17 protein-coding genes are annotated in these 17,879 nt (G+C 34.2%); 7 read left to right on the top strand and 10 right to left on the bottom strand.

Going from position 1 to position 17,879, the window contains the following annotated elements; translation table 11 throughout:
• Position 1 precedes the first annotated feature (1 nt).
• Positions 2-1,942 carry a tetratricopeptide repeat protein gene (locus P164_RS04295; protein ID WP_035899337.1) on the top strand — a complete coding sequence of 647 codons (1,941 nt, stop codon included), beginning with the start codon at positions 2-4 and terminating at the stop codon, positions 1,940-1,942.
• On the opposite strand, the gene P164_RS04290 is transcribed toward P164_RS04295, so the two are convergent.
• The 8 genes from P164_RS04290 to P164_RS04255 form a co-directional block, all read right to left on the bottom strand.
• Positions 1,939-2,373, bottom strand: coding sequence for a response regulator (locus P164_RS04290; RefSeq protein ID WP_081817311.1), 435 nt, complete (start codon positions 2,371-2,373; stop codon positions 1,939-1,941). The genes P164_RS04295 and P164_RS04290 overlap by 4 nt on opposite strands.
• A 134-nt stretch (positions 2,374-2,507) precedes the next feature.
• Positions 2,508-2,960, bottom strand: coding sequence for a large conductance mechanosensitive channel protein MscL (mscL, locus tag P164_RS04285; RefSeq protein WP_028375235.1), 453 nt, complete (start codon positions 2,958-2,960; stop codon positions 2,508-2,510).
• A 3-nt stretch (positions 2,961-2,963) separates the two neighbouring features.
• A complete protein-coding gene (locus P164_RS04280) occupies positions 2,964-5,588 on the bottom strand; it encodes a DNA gyrase/topoisomerase IV subunit A (protein ID WP_028375234.1) in 2,625 nt (874 codons plus the stop codon).
• Between the two features lie 50 nt (positions 5,589-5,638).
• Positions 5,639-7,495, bottom strand: a complete 1,857-nt coding sequence (locus P164_RS04275) for a DNA topoisomerase IV subunit B (protein WP_028375233.1) — start codon at positions 7,493-7,495, stop codon at positions 5,639-5,641.
• Between the two features lie 115 nt (positions 7,496-7,610).
• On the bottom strand, positions 7,611-8,288 hold the full coding sequence (locus P164_RS04270) for a DUF2461 domain-containing protein (RefSeq protein ID WP_028375232.1): 678 nt from the start codon (positions 8,286-8,288) through the stop codon (positions 7,611-7,613).
• Between the two features lie 158 nt (positions 8,289-8,446).
• Positions 8,447-9,553 (bottom strand): magnesium/cobalt transporter CorA, encoded by a 1,107-nt coding sequence (gene corA / locus P164_RS04265; RefSeq protein ID WP_028375231.1) that lies wholly within the window; start codon positions 9,551-9,553, stop codon positions 8,447-8,449.
• 81 nt (positions 9,554-9,634) lie between these two features.
• On the bottom strand, positions 9,635-10,180 hold the full coding sequence (locus tag P164_RS04260) for a type 1 glutamine amidotransferase domain-containing protein (protein WP_051621193.1): 546 nt from the start codon (positions 10,178-10,180) through the stop codon (positions 9,635-9,637).
• Positions 10,181-10,326: 146 nt separating this feature from the next.
• Positions 10,327-11,112, bottom strand: a complete 786-nt coding sequence (locus P164_RS04255; protein ID WP_028375229.1) for a pseudouridine synthase — start codon at positions 11,110-11,112, stop codon at positions 10,327-10,329.
• Positions 11,113-11,233: 121 nt separating this feature from the next.
• Here P164_RS04255 and epsC point away from each other — a divergent pair, with 121 nt between their 5' ends.
• The 3 genes from epsC to P164_RS04240 are packed head-to-tail and all read left to right on the top strand — an operon-like array spanning position 11,234 to position 13,763.
• Positions 11,234-12,028: a serine O-acetyltransferase EpsC gene (gene epsC, locus P164_RS04250; protein ID WP_028375228.1), complete on the top strand. Its 795-nt coding sequence runs from the start codon at positions 11,234-11,236 to the stop codon at positions 12,026-12,028.
• A 23-nt stretch (positions 12,029-12,051) separates the two neighbouring features.
• Positions 12,052-12,936, top strand: coding sequence for a cysteine synthase CysM (gene cysM, locus P164_RS04245; protein ID WP_028375227.1), 885 nt, complete (start codon positions 12,052-12,054; stop codon positions 12,934-12,936).
• On the top strand, positions 12,936-13,763 hold the full coding sequence (locus P164_RS04240; RefSeq protein WP_051621190.1) for a DUF1853 family protein: 828 nt from the start codon (positions 12,936-12,938) through the stop codon (positions 13,761-13,763). Before cysM ends, P164_RS04240 begins: the two co-directional genes overlap by 1 nt.
• Here P164_RS04240 and P164_RS04235 read toward each other — a convergent pair whose 3' ends face one another.
• Entirely contained in the window at positions 13,764-14,228 is a 465-nt protein-coding gene (locus P164_RS04235; protein WP_028375226.1) for a cold-shock protein, read from the bottom strand.
• A 409-nt stretch (positions 14,229-14,637) separates the two neighbouring features.
• Between P164_RS04235 and P164_RS04230 the strand changes: the two genes are divergently transcribed.
• Genes P164_RS04230 through P164_RS04220 form a run of 3 tightly spaced genes read left to right on the top strand, consistent with a single transcriptional unit; the run spans position 14,638 to position 16,554 of the window.
• On the top strand, positions 14,638-15,255 hold the full coding sequence (locus P164_RS04230; RefSeq protein WP_125411747.1) for a hypothetical protein: 618 nt from the start codon (positions 14,638-14,640) through the stop codon (positions 15,253-15,255).
• 6 nt (positions 15,256-15,261) lie between these two features.
• Complete coding sequence (locus P164_RS04225; protein WP_028375224.1) at positions 15,262-15,897, top strand: hypothetical protein; 636 nt, start codon at positions 15,262-15,264, stop codon at positions 15,895-15,897.
• Entirely contained in the window at positions 15,898-16,554 is a 657-nt protein-coding gene (locus P164_RS04220) for a hypothetical protein (RefSeq protein WP_028375223.1), read from the top strand.
• 2 nt (positions 16,555-16,556) lie between these two features.
• Here the strand turns inward: P164_RS04220 and P164_RS04215 are convergent, their stop codons facing one another.
• Positions 16,557-17,825: an MFS transporter gene (locus P164_RS04215; RefSeq protein ID WP_028375222.1), complete on the bottom strand. Its 1,269-nt coding sequence runs from the start codon at positions 17,823-17,825 to the stop codon at positions 16,557-16,559.
• Positions 17,826-17,879 lie beyond the last annotated feature (54 nt).

The raw sequence follows: 17,879 nt of genomic DNA, 5'->3' as shown, positions 1-17,879 counted from the left end.
TATGGGGTTGTGTTTCTTTAAAGAAGTTAAAGCTCTTCTTGTATTTTTCTTCTATCTAGGAAGCATATTCTCAAGCAATGCGCAAATGACTCCCAATGAAAGTTTGAGTTATATTCTTAAAAAACAGTATAACGCGCACGACTCTGTTCAAAAATATTCTGGTTCTTTTAAAAGAGATACACTTCTTATTAAAAAATTGATTCTAGATAGCCGCAGTAAATCATATCGATTAGGCGAGTCCTTTGGCGAGAATATGCTTGGAATTTATTTACGAGACATCTCTAATTATAAAGAAGCGCTAGAGCATCACAATAAAAGCTTACAAATCGCAAACAATATAAATAATATTGAGATGCAGGTATCTGCATTAAACATGACAGGTGTTGTTTATAGGCGTATAGATGCGGTACGCTCTGCGCTTGATAAACATAATGCCGCACTTCAACTTGCCGAAAGTCAACGCGTGCAGACGTTATCTTTAACTAAGGGTATATCGATTTCGTTGAATAGTATTGGTAATATTTATTTATTACTACGCGACTATACTGCAGCAGAAAAATATTTTAAAAGAGCTATAAATTATGAGAGGACTTTAAAAAGTGATTTAGGCCTTGCTATTAACTATGCAAATTTAGGAATTACCTATGAAGAACGCGGAAAATTTGATGAAGCTATTTGGAATTACAAAAAGTCACTTGAGTATAATAATATCATAGACAGTGATTTAGGACGTGTTATTTGTAACAATAGTTTAGGGCAGGTTTATCTAAAACAAAATAAATCAAAAATAGCTTTAGATCTTATTGAACCTACCTTAAAGACTGCTGAAGCAATAGGAGATAAATTTTATATATCATTTGCATACGTCAATATGGGGTGGGCTCATAGTGAATTAGGCAATTATGCATTAGGAGAAAAATACCTTTTAATGGCAATTAATATGGCTAAAGAAAATGACTTGAAACAGTTTTTAAGTATGGCCTATCTTCATCTGTCAGATTTAAAAGATGCTACCGGTAATTATAAAAAAGCTTTAGAATACCAGCGCTTATCTCAAAAAGTACAGGAAGAGTATCTAAATGAAGCAAATCATAAATACGTTTCAGATTTAATAATGAAATATGATAGTGAACAGAAAAAAAACACTATTAAACTACTGGAACAACAGAACAATTTTGCTGCTGTTGAATTAGAACAAAGCAGAAAGAGTTTTATACTCGTTTTGGCTGTATTTTTTTTAATTCTTGTTCTTCTATTTATCCTGTATCGACAATATCGTCTTAAAAGTCAAAAACGCACTTTAAGTGCAGAACAAAAATTAATGCGTTCTCAAATGAATCCGCATTTTATATTTAATGCTCTATTATCAATACGCATCTATCTTCAAAACCATAACGTTACTGAGGCGATGGAGTATTTAAATCAATTTTCTAAATTAATACGATCTATATTATCAAGTTCACTTGAAAAAGAGATTTCATTAGAGGAAGAATTAGAGACTATGCGCCTTTATATTAACATTGAAAACATAAGATTCTGTAATGAAATTAATTATTCTATAACAATAGACCCAAATCTTAATCTAAAAAGAATAAAAATCCCCTCTCTTATATTACAACCCTTTGTCGAAAATGCACTCTGGCACGGATTGCAGGCTAAAAACGGCGATAAAAAATTAAGCATTGCGATTGATAAACACCACATTAATTATGTAAATATTACAATCACCGATAACGGAATAGGAAGATCAAAAACGATGCATTTAGATTCTGAAAAATTAAATACTCAGAAAAAATCTATAGGTATAAATTTAACGTTAAAGCGATTAGAGAACTTCTCTAAAAACTTAAAATACTCCTATAAATTAGATGTGATTGATTTATATAGCGATAATAATGAAGCTATAGGAACTCAGGTAAAATTAATTTTACCGCTACATTAGTTTTTAGAAACGGTAATACGATCGCCAAAGTAAGCGACAAGGATTGAAAGCAGGCCTTCTCTTCCTATAGGTTTAGTTAAATAATCATTCATACCTACCAAGAATCCTTTTTTTATAGTAGGTTTTGTAGTATCTGCTGATAAGGCAAATATAACCGTGTCCTTATTATTTTTACGTATTTCTTCGGTAGCCATAAAACCGTCAACATCAGGCATATGAATATCCATAAAAATGAGATCGTATTTTTTATGGTTTGCCATCTCGATAGCTTGTGCACCGCCATAAGCTAAGTCTGAAGATAACCCCAATAATTTTAAAAGTTGAGAGAGTACTAGTAGATTTAATTTATTATCATCAACTGCTAATACGTTTAGCGTTGTCAAGTTTTCTGGCATTTGTAGAAAGTTAAGCAAGAAATATATCTTGCTCATATATAAGGCTCAAAGGAACTATAAAAAAAAGTTACAATTGTTAGTATTAACTTAAAATATAGAAATCTGTACAATTAATTATAAATTATCAGAAACTATATAATTTATACTAGTACATAATTCAGTCTTAAAATCTAATTTAATTTATTCTTACTTTCTGATAAGATTTTGTTTTGCTCCTCTATTAAGTCACCTAAACGTGTAAGAAGCTGAATATTTTTCGGTGTTTCTACAGTCTTATCTGTATGATCTTCACTTTTAGACCTTAACGTATTCATAACTTTCACAACTATAAAAACTACAATAGAGATTATCAAAAAATCTATCATTACCGTTATTAAATCGCCATAACCTATAGCAACTTCTTCAATAGATTTTCCATCAGTTCCTATAATTGTTTCCCTAAGTACTATTTTTTTATCTGAAAAGTTTACGCCATCAGTCAATAAAGAAAGTGGTGGTAACATTACTTTTTTTACAATTACATCTATTACATTTTGAAAGGCTGCACCTATAATAACACCTATAGCAATATCAACCATATTGCCTTTTACCGCAAAATTTTTAAATTCCTGTAATAAACCCATAACTTAAAATAAACTGCCTTGTGAAAAATCGCCATCATGTTCCTCATCATCATTAAAATTTTCTGATGAATCGATTTCAGAATCATCAGGATTTGCTATTTCTGGCTCTGGTAATTCATAAGGCAATGACTCTAGTAAATTTAATTGTTTTAGTTTTTCTGGGTATAATTGATTACCCAACGCAGTAATTCCCTTCACCGAAATAAATTCTTCTACATTAACCGTCTCATTCGGTTTTTGTTCTTTATTACGGTCTTTATAAAATCCCATTTCTAACACCGGTCTATAATCTGTTGAGACGATTTCTAGCTGTGTATTGGGGTGTTCAGAAACAAACTTTTCCTCTTTTTCAGGATTATCTATGAGAAAACGTTTTAAATAATAACGCTCGCGGTTACCATCCCAGTAAACTGCTGAAATAGGCTTTTCGGGAATCCATTTTTCTAATACGATAATTTTATCATCAAAACGTGTCGTTAGTTCCGGAACAATTGTTTTGGCAACACCATCCTGAGTTATAATTAACAGGCGATCTTCGCCTTTAAACTCCCCTAACAATTCACCACGATCATCTACGTTAAGACGATTAACACTATCATCAAACCATATTTTACGCGGTCTCAGAGTTGAAATCCCTTTTTCCTTTAGATCTATAATTCGCACCGAATGCTTAGTAACAATATTTCCGTTAGCATTTCTACCCTTTATAAGAACATCAGAAAAATCAAGATCAAATTTGAGTTTTTTAACATTGCCTATAGATCGTAAATACACGGTAACTAGCTCTGCCTCTCCATTAGGATTAGCAGAAAAATACAATACTTGAGATCCTTTTTTACCCTTAGTCATTGGGTATATTTTATCGCGAGTTGTGCTTGTCACATTGAAACGCTTTACATAGGTGGCACCTCCCGGCCCATCTTTGTAAATCATATTGTAAATCGTGCGCTTGTCTTTTTTCTTATACACCGCTACGTGAATGATATCTTTACCTACAAATGTCTTAGAATCTACTTTTGTAACCATCATATTCCCATCTTTGGTAAATACAATAATATCGTCGATATCAGAACAATCTGTAACGTATTCATCTTTCTTGAGCGAAGTACCTATAAATCCTTCTTTTCGATTTACATAAAGCTTAGTATTACGTATAATAACTTTTGAGGCTTCTATGTCATCAAAGAGTCTGATAACAGTTTTACGCTCTTTACCTGCCCCGTATTCCTTTTTAAGACGCTTAAAATAATCTATAGCAAAATCATTAAGATTTGCTAAATGAAATTTTACCTGAGCAATTTCACCCTCTAGAGCTTCAATTTTTTGTTGGGCTTTATCTATATCAAATTTAGAAATACGTTTAATGCGTATTTCGGTAAGTCTTACAAGATCTTCTTCTATCACCGGTCTTTTAAGGTGTGCAATGTGAGGCTTTAAACCTTCATCAATTGCTTGAAGAACACCTTCCCAGGTCTCTTGCTCTTCAATATCGCGGTAGATTCTGTTTTCAATAAAAATACGCTCCAGAGAAGCGTAGTGCCATTGATTTTCTAATTCCTGAAGTTGTATTTCTAACTCCTGGCGTAATAAATCTTTAGTACGTTCAGTAGAAATACGAAGCATTTGTGTAACTCCTACAAAAAGCGGTTTATTGTCTTCAATAACACAGCCTAAGGGAGATATCGCTACTTCACAATTTGTAAATGCAAACAAGGCACCTATAGTTTTATCTGGTGATAAACCGGGTGGTAAGTGCACTAAGATTTCTACCTCAGACGAGGTGTTATCTTCAATTTTCTTTACTTTAATCTTTCCTTTATCATTTGCCTTTAAAATACTATCAATCAATGAAGTAGTTGTAGTGCTAAAAGGGATTTCAGTAATTACTAACGTATTTTTATCAAGCTGATTAATTTTAGCGCGAACACGTATTCTTCCGCCACGCTTACCATCTCGGTAATCGCTAAAATCTGCTTCTCCAGCAGAAGGAAAATCTGGTAATAGTGTAAATTTCTTTCCTTGTAAATGTTTTATAGAACCGTCTATGAGTTCAATAAAATTATGAGGTAAAACTTTTGTGCTTAATCCTACCGCAATACCTTCGGCTCCTTGAGCAAGTAGCAATGGAAATTTTACAGGAAGATTTATAGGCTCTTTACGTCTGCCATCATACGATGCCTGCCAATCTGTGATTTTAGGACTAAATAATACTTCTAAAGCAAATTTAGAAAGGCGTGCTTCAATATAACGAGAAGCTGCAGCTCTGTCTCCCGTAAGCGTATTACCCCAGTTACCCTGCGTATCTATGAGTAAATCCTTTTGGCCCATTTGCACCATAGCATCTGCAATACTTGCATCACCGTGTGGGTGATATTGCATAGTATGACCTACAATGTTTGCTACTTTATTATAGCGCCCATCGTCCAGATCTTTCATAGAATGCATAATACGGCGCTGTACCGGTTTAAAACCGTCTTCAATTGCGGGTACAGCACGCTCTAAAATAACGTAAGATGCATAGTCAAGAAACCAGTCTTTAAACATCCCGGTTACCCGAGTGATGGTCTCTCCTGCATTTACTTCTTCGGGTTGCTCTTCTAAATTAGGATCTTCGTAGTTTTCGCTCATTGTTGCCTTCGGAAAGGTTTAGTATTTAATCTTCATTAGAACCTGGAAATTTAATTCTCTAAAACCGGATCTAATTCTACTTTTAAGTTATTGATTATAAATTTTTGACGGTCTGGGGTATTTTTACCCATATAAAACTCAAGTAACTGTTCTATAGATACCGCTTCGTCAAGCATAACCGGTGCTAATCGTATATTCTCACCTATAAAATGTTTAAACTCATCTGGAGAAATCTCTCCAAGACCTTTAAATCGGGTGATTTCAGGTTTGCCCGTTAATTCTTCTATTGCATCTCTACGCTCCTGCTCACTGTAACAATAGAATGTTTTCTTTTTATTACGCACTCTAAATAAGGGTGTCTCTAAAATATACAAATGCCCTTCTTTAATCAACTCGGGAAAAAACTGAAGAAAGAACGTTATAAGTAACAATCGTATGTGCATACCGTCAACATCTGCATCTGTAGCAATTACAATATTATTATACCGAAGGTCTTCCATAGACTCTTCAATATTTAATGCTGCCTGAAGCAGGTTAAATTCTTCATTCTCATACACAATTTTTTTACTCATGTTATAAGAATTTAAAGGCTTCCCGCGTAAACTAAAAACGGCCTGCGTATTTACATCACGTGACTTTGTAATAGAACCAGATGCAGAATCACCCTCTGTAATAAACAACGTACTTTCAAGATTGCGTTCTTTTTTGCTATCTGTTAAATGTACTCTGCAATCCCTTAGTTTTTTATTGTGTAAGCTTGCCTTTTTAGCCCGATCTTTTGCGAGTTTTCTAATTCCTGAAAGCTCAGTACGCTCGCGCTCTGCCTGTAATATTTTTCGTTGAATTTTATCTGCTGCTTCAGGATGTTTGTGCAGATAATTATCAAGTTTTGTTTTTAAGAAATCATTGATGTAGGTACGTACTGTGGGTAATTCGCCACCCATATCTGTAGAACCTAATTTGGTTTTTGTTTGTGATTCAAAAACCGGCTCCATCACCTTAATACTTACCGCAGAAACAATAGATTTTCTAATATCTGAAGCGTCATAATTTTTATTGTAAAACTCTCGTATGGTTTTAACTACAGCCTCTCTAAAAGCGGCCAAATGCGTACCACCCTGAGTTGTATTTTGACCGTTTACAAAAGAGTGATATTCCTCTGAATACTGCGTACGGCTGTGCGTTATTGCAACTTCAATATCATCACCTTTAAGGTGAATTATAGGATATAAGGTGTCGCTTTCTGCAATGCGATCGCCTAATAAATCTTTAAGACCGTTTTCTGAATAAAATTTTTCACCGTTAAAAACAATGGTTAACCCCGGATTTAGATATACATAATTTTTAAGCATACGCGAAACGTATTCGTTTCGGTATTTATAATTTTTAAAGATTGTTTCATCAGGTACAAATGTCATTTTAGTACCTCTTCTGCGCGATGTTTCTTCTAGAAACTCCTCGTTAACTAAATTTCCCTGAGAAAACTCTGCGGCAGCAGATTTACCATCACGTGAAGATTCTACTCTAAAATATTCTGATAGTGCATTTACGGCTTTAGTACCTACACCATTTAAACCCACCGATTTTTTAAAAGCTCTTGAGTCGTATTTACCACCGGTATTCATTTTAGACACTACATCTACGACCTTACCTAACGGAATACCTCTACCGTAATCGCGTATAATTACCCGGTTATTTTGAATACTTACTTCAATAGTTTTACCAGATCCCATAACAAACTCATCAATAGAGTTGTCTAAAACCTCTTTTAGAAGAATGTATATCCCGTCATCTGCACTAGAACCGTCTCCCAGTTTACCTATGTACATACCGGGACGCATACGTATATGCTCTTTCCAGTCGAGGGATCTAATATTATCTTCGGTATATTTAGTTTCTTCTGCCATAAAAATGAAGGGATGTTTGCTAATATAGGACTTCAAAAACGTATATAAAAGGTGAAAAAGTCAAAGTAATCAACAAAGTTTTTAAGAATTTAATATTCTATTGATTACCATAACCTTACAACACACTTTCTCCATTTAAATCTGTGGTTAATACTTCACTCATATAATCAAAAAACGGAAGCAATAATTTGAAATGAATAATTAGGTTTTCCTGAAAATCTTCGGCTAAAACTTCTTCATCTGTGAATGCATGATTCACAAAGAAATTTTTATTGCGAATTAGGTCGATATTAGGATCTTCTTTACTAAAACCTTTTGGAGCCGTTTTAACCTGATCTTCGGTATTAAAACCATTAAATGCTTTATTGAAATGAGGCTGTTTTAAAATTGTACGTATGGGCGCTGCATCTAATTCAAACTCTTTGCGTATGCGCAATAAATCTGGAGATTCCGGACTAAAAAAACCGCCTCCCATAAAACTATTTCCGGGTGCCATTTGAAAATAATAACTGCCTCGACGTTGCACTCCTTCCCTACTGAAAATAACACTTCGATTTGTCTTATAAGGCATTTTATTTTTACTAAAACGTACGTCTCTATTAATTCTAAAGACTTTTGCACGTTCTATTTGATCCAATGTATTTAATCTATCTTTTGTAGAAGCGCAAAATGCTTTAAACTCTTTTTCAAGTTTTAAGTACGTGTTTTTGTGAGCATCCATCCACTCCTTATTGTTGTTTTCTTTTAATTCTTTAAGAAAATTAAAATAAGCTTCGGGTACTGTTTTTGACATTAAGTTTTTTGATTTTTATTCTGAAGATTTTCATTTAAGTTCAAATTTGGAACATAAATTAATGCTTCAAAATTACAGTATTTCAAGCGGTTTTAAATGTTATTTTAAAAGCGATACTGCGATTAATTTGCATTCTAATGGTATGAAACTAATAGTATTTACAACCACTTTTTCCTTTTGAAATAATAAAGAAGTCCTAGAAACACGAGAATCATCGCGCCCCACAAATAGAAATAGCCATACTCTAAATGGAGTTCTGGTATATATTCAAAATTCATCCCATAAATACCTGCCATAAAGGTTAGCGGAATAAAAATACTCGCCATTATGGTAAGTACTTTCATCACTTCATTCATTTTATTGCTTATGGTAGTCATATACATATCCATAAGTCCCCAGGTCATCTCGCGGTAGATATCTATACTATCTGTCACTTGAGTTACATGATCATAAAGATCGCGTATATAGCTGATTGTTTTTTCATCAATTAAGGTGCTGTCTATTTTTTCAAGTCTGTTTACCACTTCCCTAAATGGAAACACGGCTTTACGTATACGCAGTACTTCGCGCTTTAATTCCTGAATATCCTGCGTAATATCTTGCTCTGCGGTATTAGAAAATAAAATATCTTCAAGATCTTCTATGCGGTCACTCATCGCTTCTATAAGCGTAAAATAATGATCAACCACTGCATCCATTATTGCAAACATCAAATAATCTGAACCCGCATTACGCACGCGACCTTTTGAGTTGGCAATACGTTGCCTCAGGGAGTCAAATACATCACCATCTGCTTCCTGAAAGGTTATTAGGTAATTTTCACCTAGAACAAGGCTTATATGCTCGTTCATAAATACGCCCTGCTCATTGTAATACAGCATTTTAAACACAATAAATAGATAATCGGGATATTCATCAATTTTAGGACGCTGGTGGGTATCTACAATATCTTCAAGTATTAATGGGTGCAAATTATAATGCTTTCCCAGTATTTCTATTTGATCTATCTGACTCAGTCCATTTACATTAATCCAGGATATTTCTCCTGCGACGTGCTTGTTAAATGCCTTGGAAACATCATTATAAACCTCATAACGATGTGTTTCCGGAGAATAATCAATCAATTCAATAGTAACGTGCTTTTGATCTTTAATACCGGTATAAGTAAGTGTTCCCGGTATATCATTTTGTATTTTCCGGTGAGCGCCTCTTATTTTTGGCAGTTTAGGAAATTTGGGCTTTTTTAACTTTACGCGTTTAGACATTATGCATGATTAAGGAAATTTAAAAATAGAAAAAGTCCATCAAAATGATGGACTTTTAAAAATTCTATATACTACTATTAATTAAGCGTGTTGTAAATCGTGCTTACCTTCGTTTATCTCTTCAATTACTTTTGCATTAAATGCCGGTAAATCATCAGGATTACGACTTGTAACTAATGCTTCATCTACCACCACTTCCTGGTCAACCCATAGTGCACCTGCATTTTCTAGATCTTTTTTAATAGAACTAAAGGAGGTCATTGTACGCCCCTCTACCACATCAGCACTAATTAAAAGTTGTGGAGCATGGCAGATTGCTGCAACCGGTTTTTTCTGCTTAAAGAAATCTCTGATAAAAATTAAGGCATCTTCATTTCTTCTCAATTTATCTGGATTAATTACTCCACCCGGTAACACCAGTGCATTATAATCTTTTGCTGATACTTCACTCAAAGTTTTATCTACGTCATAATCATTAGACCAGTGGTCTGTATCCCAGGCCTTAATGGTACCAGCTTCTTCACTTATTATATGAACTTCAAAGCCTTCTTTTTTCATTGCTTCAAGAGGCGACTTTAATTCACTTTCTTCAAATCCGTTTGTTGCTAAAATTGCTACCTTTTTCATAATATATGTTTTTTTGGTTCATTAAATTATTCCTAGCAAATTTAGACAGGCATTCAATTAGCCCGGGTTAATACGCCGTTAAAGCCTACGGTAAAAGGGTTAAGCTTTGTTAAGACAGCCTAGCTTTAAGTTAATTTAAGTGAAGATTATTCTAAGAGTTTTACACCTTGTAGAATTAGTCCTGATGCCTGTGCTATATGCGTTAGCGTAAAAGGTTTTGACCCGTCAAGACTAAGTTTAAATTCATCTAGAGTCATTTTACCACTACCTAAATCAAAAAGAGACCCCATCATGAGTCGTACCTGATGTCTTTTAAATCCGGCACCTACGACTTTAAATACATAAGATGTCTCCGGAAAAAAATTAGCAGAATACAAGGTATTTACTTCAATTGATGAAGTGTTGATATGCATTAGAGTTTGTGTTTCAGGCGTAGATTTATAGGCATAATTGCGATAGTCGTGCTCCCCTTGCATCATTAAAGCACCTTGCTGCATTAAGTCTATATCAAGACTTCCCTTTACATTAATCATAAAAGGTGCACAAAATGGATGATTTTTTGAACCGAACGAAAATAGGTAGATATATTCCTTCAATTTTGGAGCCTGAATGATATTCACGCCTTGTTCCTTTTTTTCGATACCAAGCAGTTTAATATCCTGCGGAAGGTTCTCGTTAAATTCTGATAGAAATGTGTCAAGATTTAATGGTGCTTCTTTTAAAATTAACTCGACATAGGTTTCATTTACTGAAACTTTAGAATCTGTACGCCCGGCTGCAATGAATTTAAAGTTATTGCGACCTAATACATAACGTAACGTGCGTTGCATCATTCGTTGAATGGTTAAAAGATCTGGTTGTTTTTGCCATCCGTGGTATCTAAAACCCAGATATTGAATTTTGAGAAGGTAGTAATATTCTTTATCAAACATGCTGTAAAAATAAAACTATTATCCAGAAGGGCATTTTCTTTTTATTTTAGGAGAAAATTCCTGACACGAACATCAAACTGTGCAAATAGTATTCTCTAAATTTGACAGTAACACATAAGCAATGGTAAACAAGAAAGAAATTGTAAATCAAATACGGTCGCATAAACAAAACGCCAACCTTAATTTTAAATTAAAGGAAGATGCACAGCGTTTTACAAAAGAATTATTTGCGACGTTATTCAATTTTCCTAATAATCTGGAAGAAGATTTAGATCGTCTGGAGCGATTATTTGAAGACCTTGTAGAACTTGCCTGTTGGGAACTCGATAAAAAATGCAGTAAAGTCTGGGATGATTATGTGAGCGAACTTCCCGAAATACTAAGAAAACTTAACCTTGATGCTAAAGCGATTTTTACTAATGACCCAGCCGCAGAAACTATTGAAGAAGTATACCTTGCTTATCCCGGTTTTTATGCAATAGCAATCTATAGATTGAGTCACGCACTTTATAAAAAAGGCTTTCCTATTGTGCCGCGCTTAATGACAGAATATGCACATCAAGTAACTGGTGTAGATATTAATCCGGGTGCTACTATAGGAGAACATTTTTTTATGGATCATGCAACAGGTATCGTTATTGGCGAAACAGCTGTAATTAAAGATCATGTTAAACTGTATCAAGGGGTAACCTTAGGAGCACTCAGCGTTTCTAAAGAACTGCAAGCAGTAAAACGTCATCCTACCATAGAAAACTTTGTAACCATTTATGCTAATGCAACTATTCTGGGCGGTGAGACCATAATTGGAGAACATAGTTTAATAGGTGGAAACGTCTGGTTGACTAAATCTGTACCTCCATATTCTCTAGTTTCTCATAAACCCGAAATTCTGATTAGAGAACTCGAAAAGAAATAAATGCGGTATTTCAAAAATAAATTATGAATTATTCAATTGAACGCCTTATTGGCAATACTCCCCTTGTAGAATCTCGTGTTTTACAAACAAATCCTAAGGTTAAATTACTTTTTAAACTTGAAGGTCAGAATCCCGGCGGCAGCGTAAAAGACAGAGCTGCTTTTAATATGATTACGAGCGCAATGCAACGGGGTGACATTAATAAAGACACAAAACTTATAGAGGCTACCAGTGGCAATACCGGCATTGCACTTGCTATGATAGCCTCTATATACGGCTTACATTTAGAAATTGTAATGCCCGAAAATGCCACTAAAGAACGTGTACAAACGATGCATGCCTACGGTACTAAAGTTATTTTAACACCTAAAGAAATAGGTATTGAAGGTGCTCGCGATTTTGCTGAAGCTAAAGTGAAAAACGAAGGCTACTATATGTTCGATCAGTTTGCAAATCCTGATAATTGGAAAGCACATTATAACACCACAGGACCAGAAATTTATAAGGATACCCAGGGTAAAGTAACGCACTTTGTTTCTTCAATGGGAACCACAGGTACTATTATGGGCACTTCGACCTATTTAAAAGAACAAAATAAAAACATTAAAATCGTGGGTGTACAACCTACAGATGACTCCAGCATTCCCGGTATACGTAAATGGCCGCAAGAATATCTTCCTAAGATATTTGATGCCACAAAAGTTGATCAGGTACTAGAAGTAAGTGAAGCAGATGCCCGAATCATGGCAAAACGTCTTGCTGAAGAAGAAGGTATTTTTAGCGGAATGAGCAGCGGCGGCGCAACTGTTGCAGCACTAAGACTTTGCGAGCAGTTAGAAGAAGGTATTGTGGTTTCTATTATTTGTGACCGCGGTGATCGTTATCTTTCTTCAGACTTATTTGATTGATGCCTGAATTAAATAAGCTACAACTTCAATACAACGGATTTTTAAATACGGGTCAACTCTTGTTTACTCCGATTGATTTTCCGTTTTCAAATTTTCAATTAAAAAATTTTTCAAAAACACTTCCTATTAATTTTAGAATGCCCGAGAACATACGTTTAGGCCAGCGTATGGAAGTTTTTATGAATGCTGCCTTGAAAAATGAGGATTATACAATACATTCTAAAAATTTACAGATTATTGCAAACAAGCAAACGCTGGGAGAACTTGATTTTATATTAGAAGACCCTATTCAGAAAAAATTGATACATCTAGAAATGGTGTATAAATTTTATTTCTACAGACCAGAAATTGCTGGAGATTGGCGAGCTAAACTTATAGGGCCTAATGCTAAAGATCAATTAGTTTATAAACTTGATAAATTGGTTCAGCATCAGTTCCCTATTTTAAAAAACATCAATACACAGCTCTATTTGAAGGATTTAAACTTAATAAATCGCAAAATAGATCAACAAGTATATTTTAAAGCACAAATATTTACACCATTTGAATTTCAGTTAGAACAAGGTGATTCTCAAATTCAGAACTGCATAGAAGGAAATTATTTCACACAAGAGCAATTAAGCTTTTTATCAAATAAAGAGTTTACTTTTTATATTCCACCTAAAAATGACTGGGTAAGTAAACCTTCTGAAACCGAAGAATTTTTAAAGCACAGAAATTTTTACAAAAAAATAAGCGCTGTTCTAGAAGAACAACGCTCGTGTATGTTTTGGGTAAAAGATTGCAATACTAAAGTCTGTAATAGACATTTTGCAACCTGGTGGTAATTAAATTTTACTAACTCTTACAGCATTCATACCTTTTTGACCGCGCTCTAATTCATAAGCAACTTTGTCATTTTCATTAAGTTCGCCATCTAGAATACCACTTACGTGAACAAAATATTTTTCTTGATTTTCGGTATCAATAATAAATCCGAAACCTTTAGAATGATCAAAAAAGGATACTTTACCTTTTCTAAATTTTGCTTCTTCAGCAGCTATCTTATCTTCTTCAGTAGTTTTAGGAACACTTATTTGTATGTCTTCTAATTCTACTTCTACTCGTAATGAAGGATCTGGTGGGGTATCAGTTAAGTTTCCATTATGATCAACATAAGCGATCATATCTTCAAAGTTACCGCCTACTGCATTTGCTTTACGCTCTTCTTTACGTTTTAATTTTTCTTCGCGTTTTTTAATACGCTTTTTCTCTCTTTCTGTCTTGCTATAAGTTTGTTGTGATTTAGCCATTATCTGTTTTAGGTGAATATATACTAGCTTAGATTGTTTTGTGAGGTAATGATACGTATGATATGAAGAATGGTAATTTATTTTACCTTTTTATATATCTGTCGTTATCAAGTAACTTCTTTAGCAGGAATGCCAAAAAATCTAAACTTCGGTAAAGATACAAATTTAAAGTCATATTTTATAATTCTGCTAAGTCTCAATTAAATGTTTAACTAAATCAAATTTACACGGTTATAAAATTCAATTTAAAATTAATAAATTAAAGAATATTCCTACAAAATTTATTATAATACAAGTTAAATGTGATTATTTAAAGTTAAAAAACGTATTTATTTGCTTTTAAACGATAGTTTTTAATTATAAATTGAAAAATATTGGTTAGTTTTACTTAGATCTTAACTAACTACAAATGAGAGCTTTTACTTTTTTAATTCTCTTTATTATATTCTCCACAATGTTACATCCTGTATTTGCTCAACAAACAGCTATAGGAATAGGAACCGTAAATCCAAGAATGAAACTCGAAGTAGCAGGTGATGCGCGCATACAAACTGGTGTTACTATCGGTGTAATTGATAATTTACAGGATGAAGACACCTCTACTTTTTTAGTTCAGGAAGGAAACGCACGTATAAAATCTTTAGATGTAAGTAATCCTACAGGTGCTGCATTAGGTTACATTCAAGTTTATGAGATATTTAATCCTAACGAAGATTGGGTTTACGATTTTGATACGCAGGTTAATGCTACAGATTTTGTATTGAACGCAATTTCGGCTTCTTATGATCGTGAATTAGATATAAACCGAAATGCAACTATTCCCTTCTATTCTGCATTTATTCAAAATGGTACATGGCATATTAAGGCAGATTTCCCTGCGGCTAATAACAGATATCCCGCAGAAAAAGGAACGTGGACGATTACAACTCTTATTTATTCTAATGATTTGTCAAAACAGTTTGGTACCATAAATGTTTCAATGGCAGGCGGTACAACACAAACTGCTGCTAATCCTTTTATAAACTAGTTAACTATGAAAGAAAAATACTTTTTGATTCTTCTTTTCATACTAGGCAAAACGTTTGCACAGGTAGGTATTGGTACTACTACACCCCTGGCAGACTTGCATGTTGCAGGTTCTGTCGTTGTACAGGAAAATTTTAAAACTAATGTTCTCCCTACTGTAACCGCAACAGACGAAGATTTTAAACTACTTACACGCCGTACTAATTCAACACCTGTAACAGGTGAGATCACCCGGCTTAATGTAGATGAACTTACGGTGGCTCCTATGAATATCTTTAAATACCGGTTTGAAAATCTGAGTTACGATAACTTAATAGATATAGATATAAGTTTTGAAACCGATAAATACATTGTAGGTATTGCAGACTTTAGATATATAGGTGCTCCTGTCATAAAACTACCTATTAATACGAATCTTGATTCTATAGGAGCGTTTGTAGTACGCGTCTTTGAAAGTAATGGAACCTGGCACTTGGAAATTAGAAACAGATATTTAGACACTATTGTAGAAACTAATGCTGTGGCTTATGAATTTACCTTAATTGTTTATGACACTTCATTTTATCGCAAATTGCCAGTTATTCGCACAGATCTTAATGGCAGTAACACAGGTACAGCGATAACAATACCAGACCTTTACTAAATGATCAAATACGTTTTACATACTATTTTTATTGTATTTATAAACCTCTTTAGCATTCAGGCTCAGGTAGGAATAAATACAGATACTCCTACGGCATTATTAGATGTAGATGGTACAGCGATTATAGATGAAAAGCTCTATTTAGAAAACCCGGGAAACTCAACACAAATACGCGGATCTAAGCTTATAATTGAGAGAACAGATAATTCAATTGTTCAGTATGATATATCAGTAAGTAAATATGGTCCTATTAATTATGCTGAATTGGTTTTTAGCAATACTTCTCGATTTGGTATTACAGATTATAATACAAAAATAAGTACAGACGATTATATACTTTCGGTACAGGGATATTATTTTGTAGAACACGGTACCGGTTCTACTAGCGTGATTACCGCAAGCGGAACCGTAAATAATATTGTTGAAGGCTATCAGGTTTATGCCTATAAAAATGCGTTAGATAAAAAATGGTATATTAAATGCTTTATAAATAATGGGGGAATATTTAGAACTTCAGCAAACCCCGTTACTACTATAGATTTACATATGAATATAATCATATTCAGAAAAGGTTTACTAGCCAAGGAAGTGCCCGGCTTTACGGTTAATGTAAATAAAAATACAGTGGGTACTTTACCGAAGCCTGCCGGATTTTAAATTTAATTTTGGGTATCGTGTTCTTGCAGATCTTTCCGAAGGTCTAATTTTCTAAATTTAGGTGAAATAATCCCTGTAAAAACAACTGTAATTAGCGTCATACTTCCTCCAAAGACTACAGCAGTTACCGTTCCCATTAGTTTTGCCGTAAGACCGCTTTCAAAAGCTCCCAGTTCATTAGAACTACCCACAAACATAGAGTTTACTGAAGCTACCCGTCCCCGCATCGAGTCTGGAGTTCTAAGTTGTAAAATGGTTTGCCGTATAATCATAGAAATACCATCGGTAACACCACTCATAAATAAGGCAGCCACAGAGAGCCAGAATGTTGTAGATAAACCAAATACGATTATACAAACCCCAAAACCAAAAATCGCAGCTAATAATTTTAAGCCAGCTTTTTTATACAATGGAAAATATGCCGAAGTAAACATAGTTATAAGTGCTCCCACGGCAGGAGCCGCACGTAAAATTCCAAAACCTTCTGGACCCACTTTTAAAACATCCTGCGCATAAATAGGAAGTAAAGCAACTGCCCCTCCAAAAAGTACGGCCACCATATCTAAACTTAACGCTCCTAAAACCGCTTTGCTATTGCGTACAAATTGAATTCCCTCTTTTAAGCTTTTTAAAATAGGCTCACCAATGTTAGGATTTAATATGGGTTTTCGCTTAATCTGAGACAAACAGATTAGAGCGAATAAAGAAAAACCAAATATCAAACACATAGACCAGTGAACCCCTAACCAGTTAATCGCAAAACCTCCCAAAGCAGGGCCCAAAACAGCCCCCATTTGCCAGACACTACTACTCCACGTGGCTGCATTAGGGTAAACTTTTTTAGGAACTACCAGAGAAAACAGCGAGAAAATAGTGGGTCCCAGAAAGGCACGTACTACACCACCTAAAAAAACTAAAAAATAGATACAGTTTAAGGTTACATTAGTAGAAATCGAAGCTGTAAATTGTGGCCAGGTTAATAAAAACAGACCAATACTTATTACCGAAAAACCTAATAGGCATTTAAAAAGTAGATTTCTTTTTTCATTTTGATCTACAATATGTCCTGCAAATAAAGCTAAAGAAACAGCAGGAATAACTTCCATTAAACCTATAATACCTAGAGATAACGGATTTTTAGTAATACTATATACTTCCCACTCGATCACTACAAATTGCATAGACCAGGCAAATACCATAGCAAAGCGAACGAGTAAAAAAATATTGAACTCTTTGTAGTGTAATGCCGCGTAGGGATCATTTTTAGCCATAAACCTATTTTATGCCGCAAATATACTTTTAAGTAGCTCCTCAATGTAAAAAAG

Origin of the sequence: Leeuwenhoekiella sp. MAR_2009_132, assembly GCF_000687915.1 — a bacterium.
Taxonomy (GTDB): Bacteria; Bacteroidota; Bacteroidia; order Flavobacteriales; family Flavobacteriaceae; genus Leeuwenhoekiella.
This window is presented reverse-complemented; position numbering and strand designations above follow the sequence as displayed.

Coding starts and splice junctions, on each gene's coding strand:
- P164_RS04295 (WP_035899337.1), top strand. CDS start 2: ATGGGGTTGTGTTTCTTTAAAGAAGTTAAAGCTCTTCTTGTATTTTTC.
- P164_RS04290 (WP_081817311.1), bottom strand. CDS start 2,373: ATGAGCAAGATATATTTCTTGCTTAACTTTCTACAAATGCCAGAAAAC.
- mscL (WP_028375235.1), bottom strand. CDS start 2,960: ATGGGTTTATTACAGGAATTTAAAAATTTTGCGGTAAAAGGCAATATG.
- P164_RS04280 (WP_028375234.1), bottom strand. CDS start 5,588: ATGAGCGAAAACTACGAAGATCCTAATTTAGAAGAGCAACCCGAAGAA.
- P164_RS04275 (WP_028375233.1), bottom strand. CDS start 7,495: ATGGCAGAAGAAACTAAATATACCGAAGATAATATTAGATCCCTCGAC.
- P164_RS04270 (WP_028375232.1), bottom strand. CDS start 8,288: ATGTCAAAAACAGTACCCGAAGCTTATTTTAATTTTCTTAAAGAATTA.
- corA (WP_028375231.1), bottom strand. CDS start 9,553: ATGTCTAAACGCGTAAAGTTAAAAAAGCCCAAATTTCCTAAACTGCCA.
- P164_RS04260 (WP_051621193.1), bottom strand. CDS start 10,180: ATGAAAAAGGTAGCAATTTTAGCAACAAACGGATTTGAAGAAAGTGAA.
- P164_RS04255 (WP_028375229.1), bottom strand. CDS start 11,112: ATGTTTGATAAAGAATATTACTACCTTCTCAAAATTCAATATCTGGGT.
- epsC (WP_028375228.1), top strand. CDS start 11,234: ATGGTAAACAAGAAAGAAATTGTAAATCAAATACGGTCGCATAAACAA.
- cysM (WP_028375227.1), top strand. CDS start 12,052: ATGAATTATTCAATTGAACGCCTTATTGGCAATACTCCCCTTGTAGAA.
- P164_RS04240 (WP_051621190.1), top strand. CDS start 12,936: ATGCCTGAATTAAATAAGCTACAACTTCAATACAACGGATTTTTAAAT.
- P164_RS04235 (WP_028375226.1), bottom strand. CDS start 14,228: ATGGCTAAATCACAACAAACTTATAGCAAGACAGAAAGAGAGAAAAAG.
- P164_RS04230 (WP_125411747.1), top strand. CDS start 14,638: ATGAGAGCTTTTACTTTTTTAATTCTCTTTATTATATTCTCCACAATG.
- P164_RS04225 (WP_028375224.1), top strand. CDS start 15,262: ATGAAAGAAAAATACTTTTTGATTCTTCTTTTCATACTAGGCAAAACG.
- P164_RS04220 (WP_028375223.1), top strand. CDS start 15,898: ATGATCAAATACGTTTTACATACTATTTTTATTGTATTTATAAACCTC.
- P164_RS04215 (WP_028375222.1), bottom strand. CDS start 17,825: ATGGCTAAAAATGATCCCTACGCGGCATTACACTACAAAGAGTTCAAT.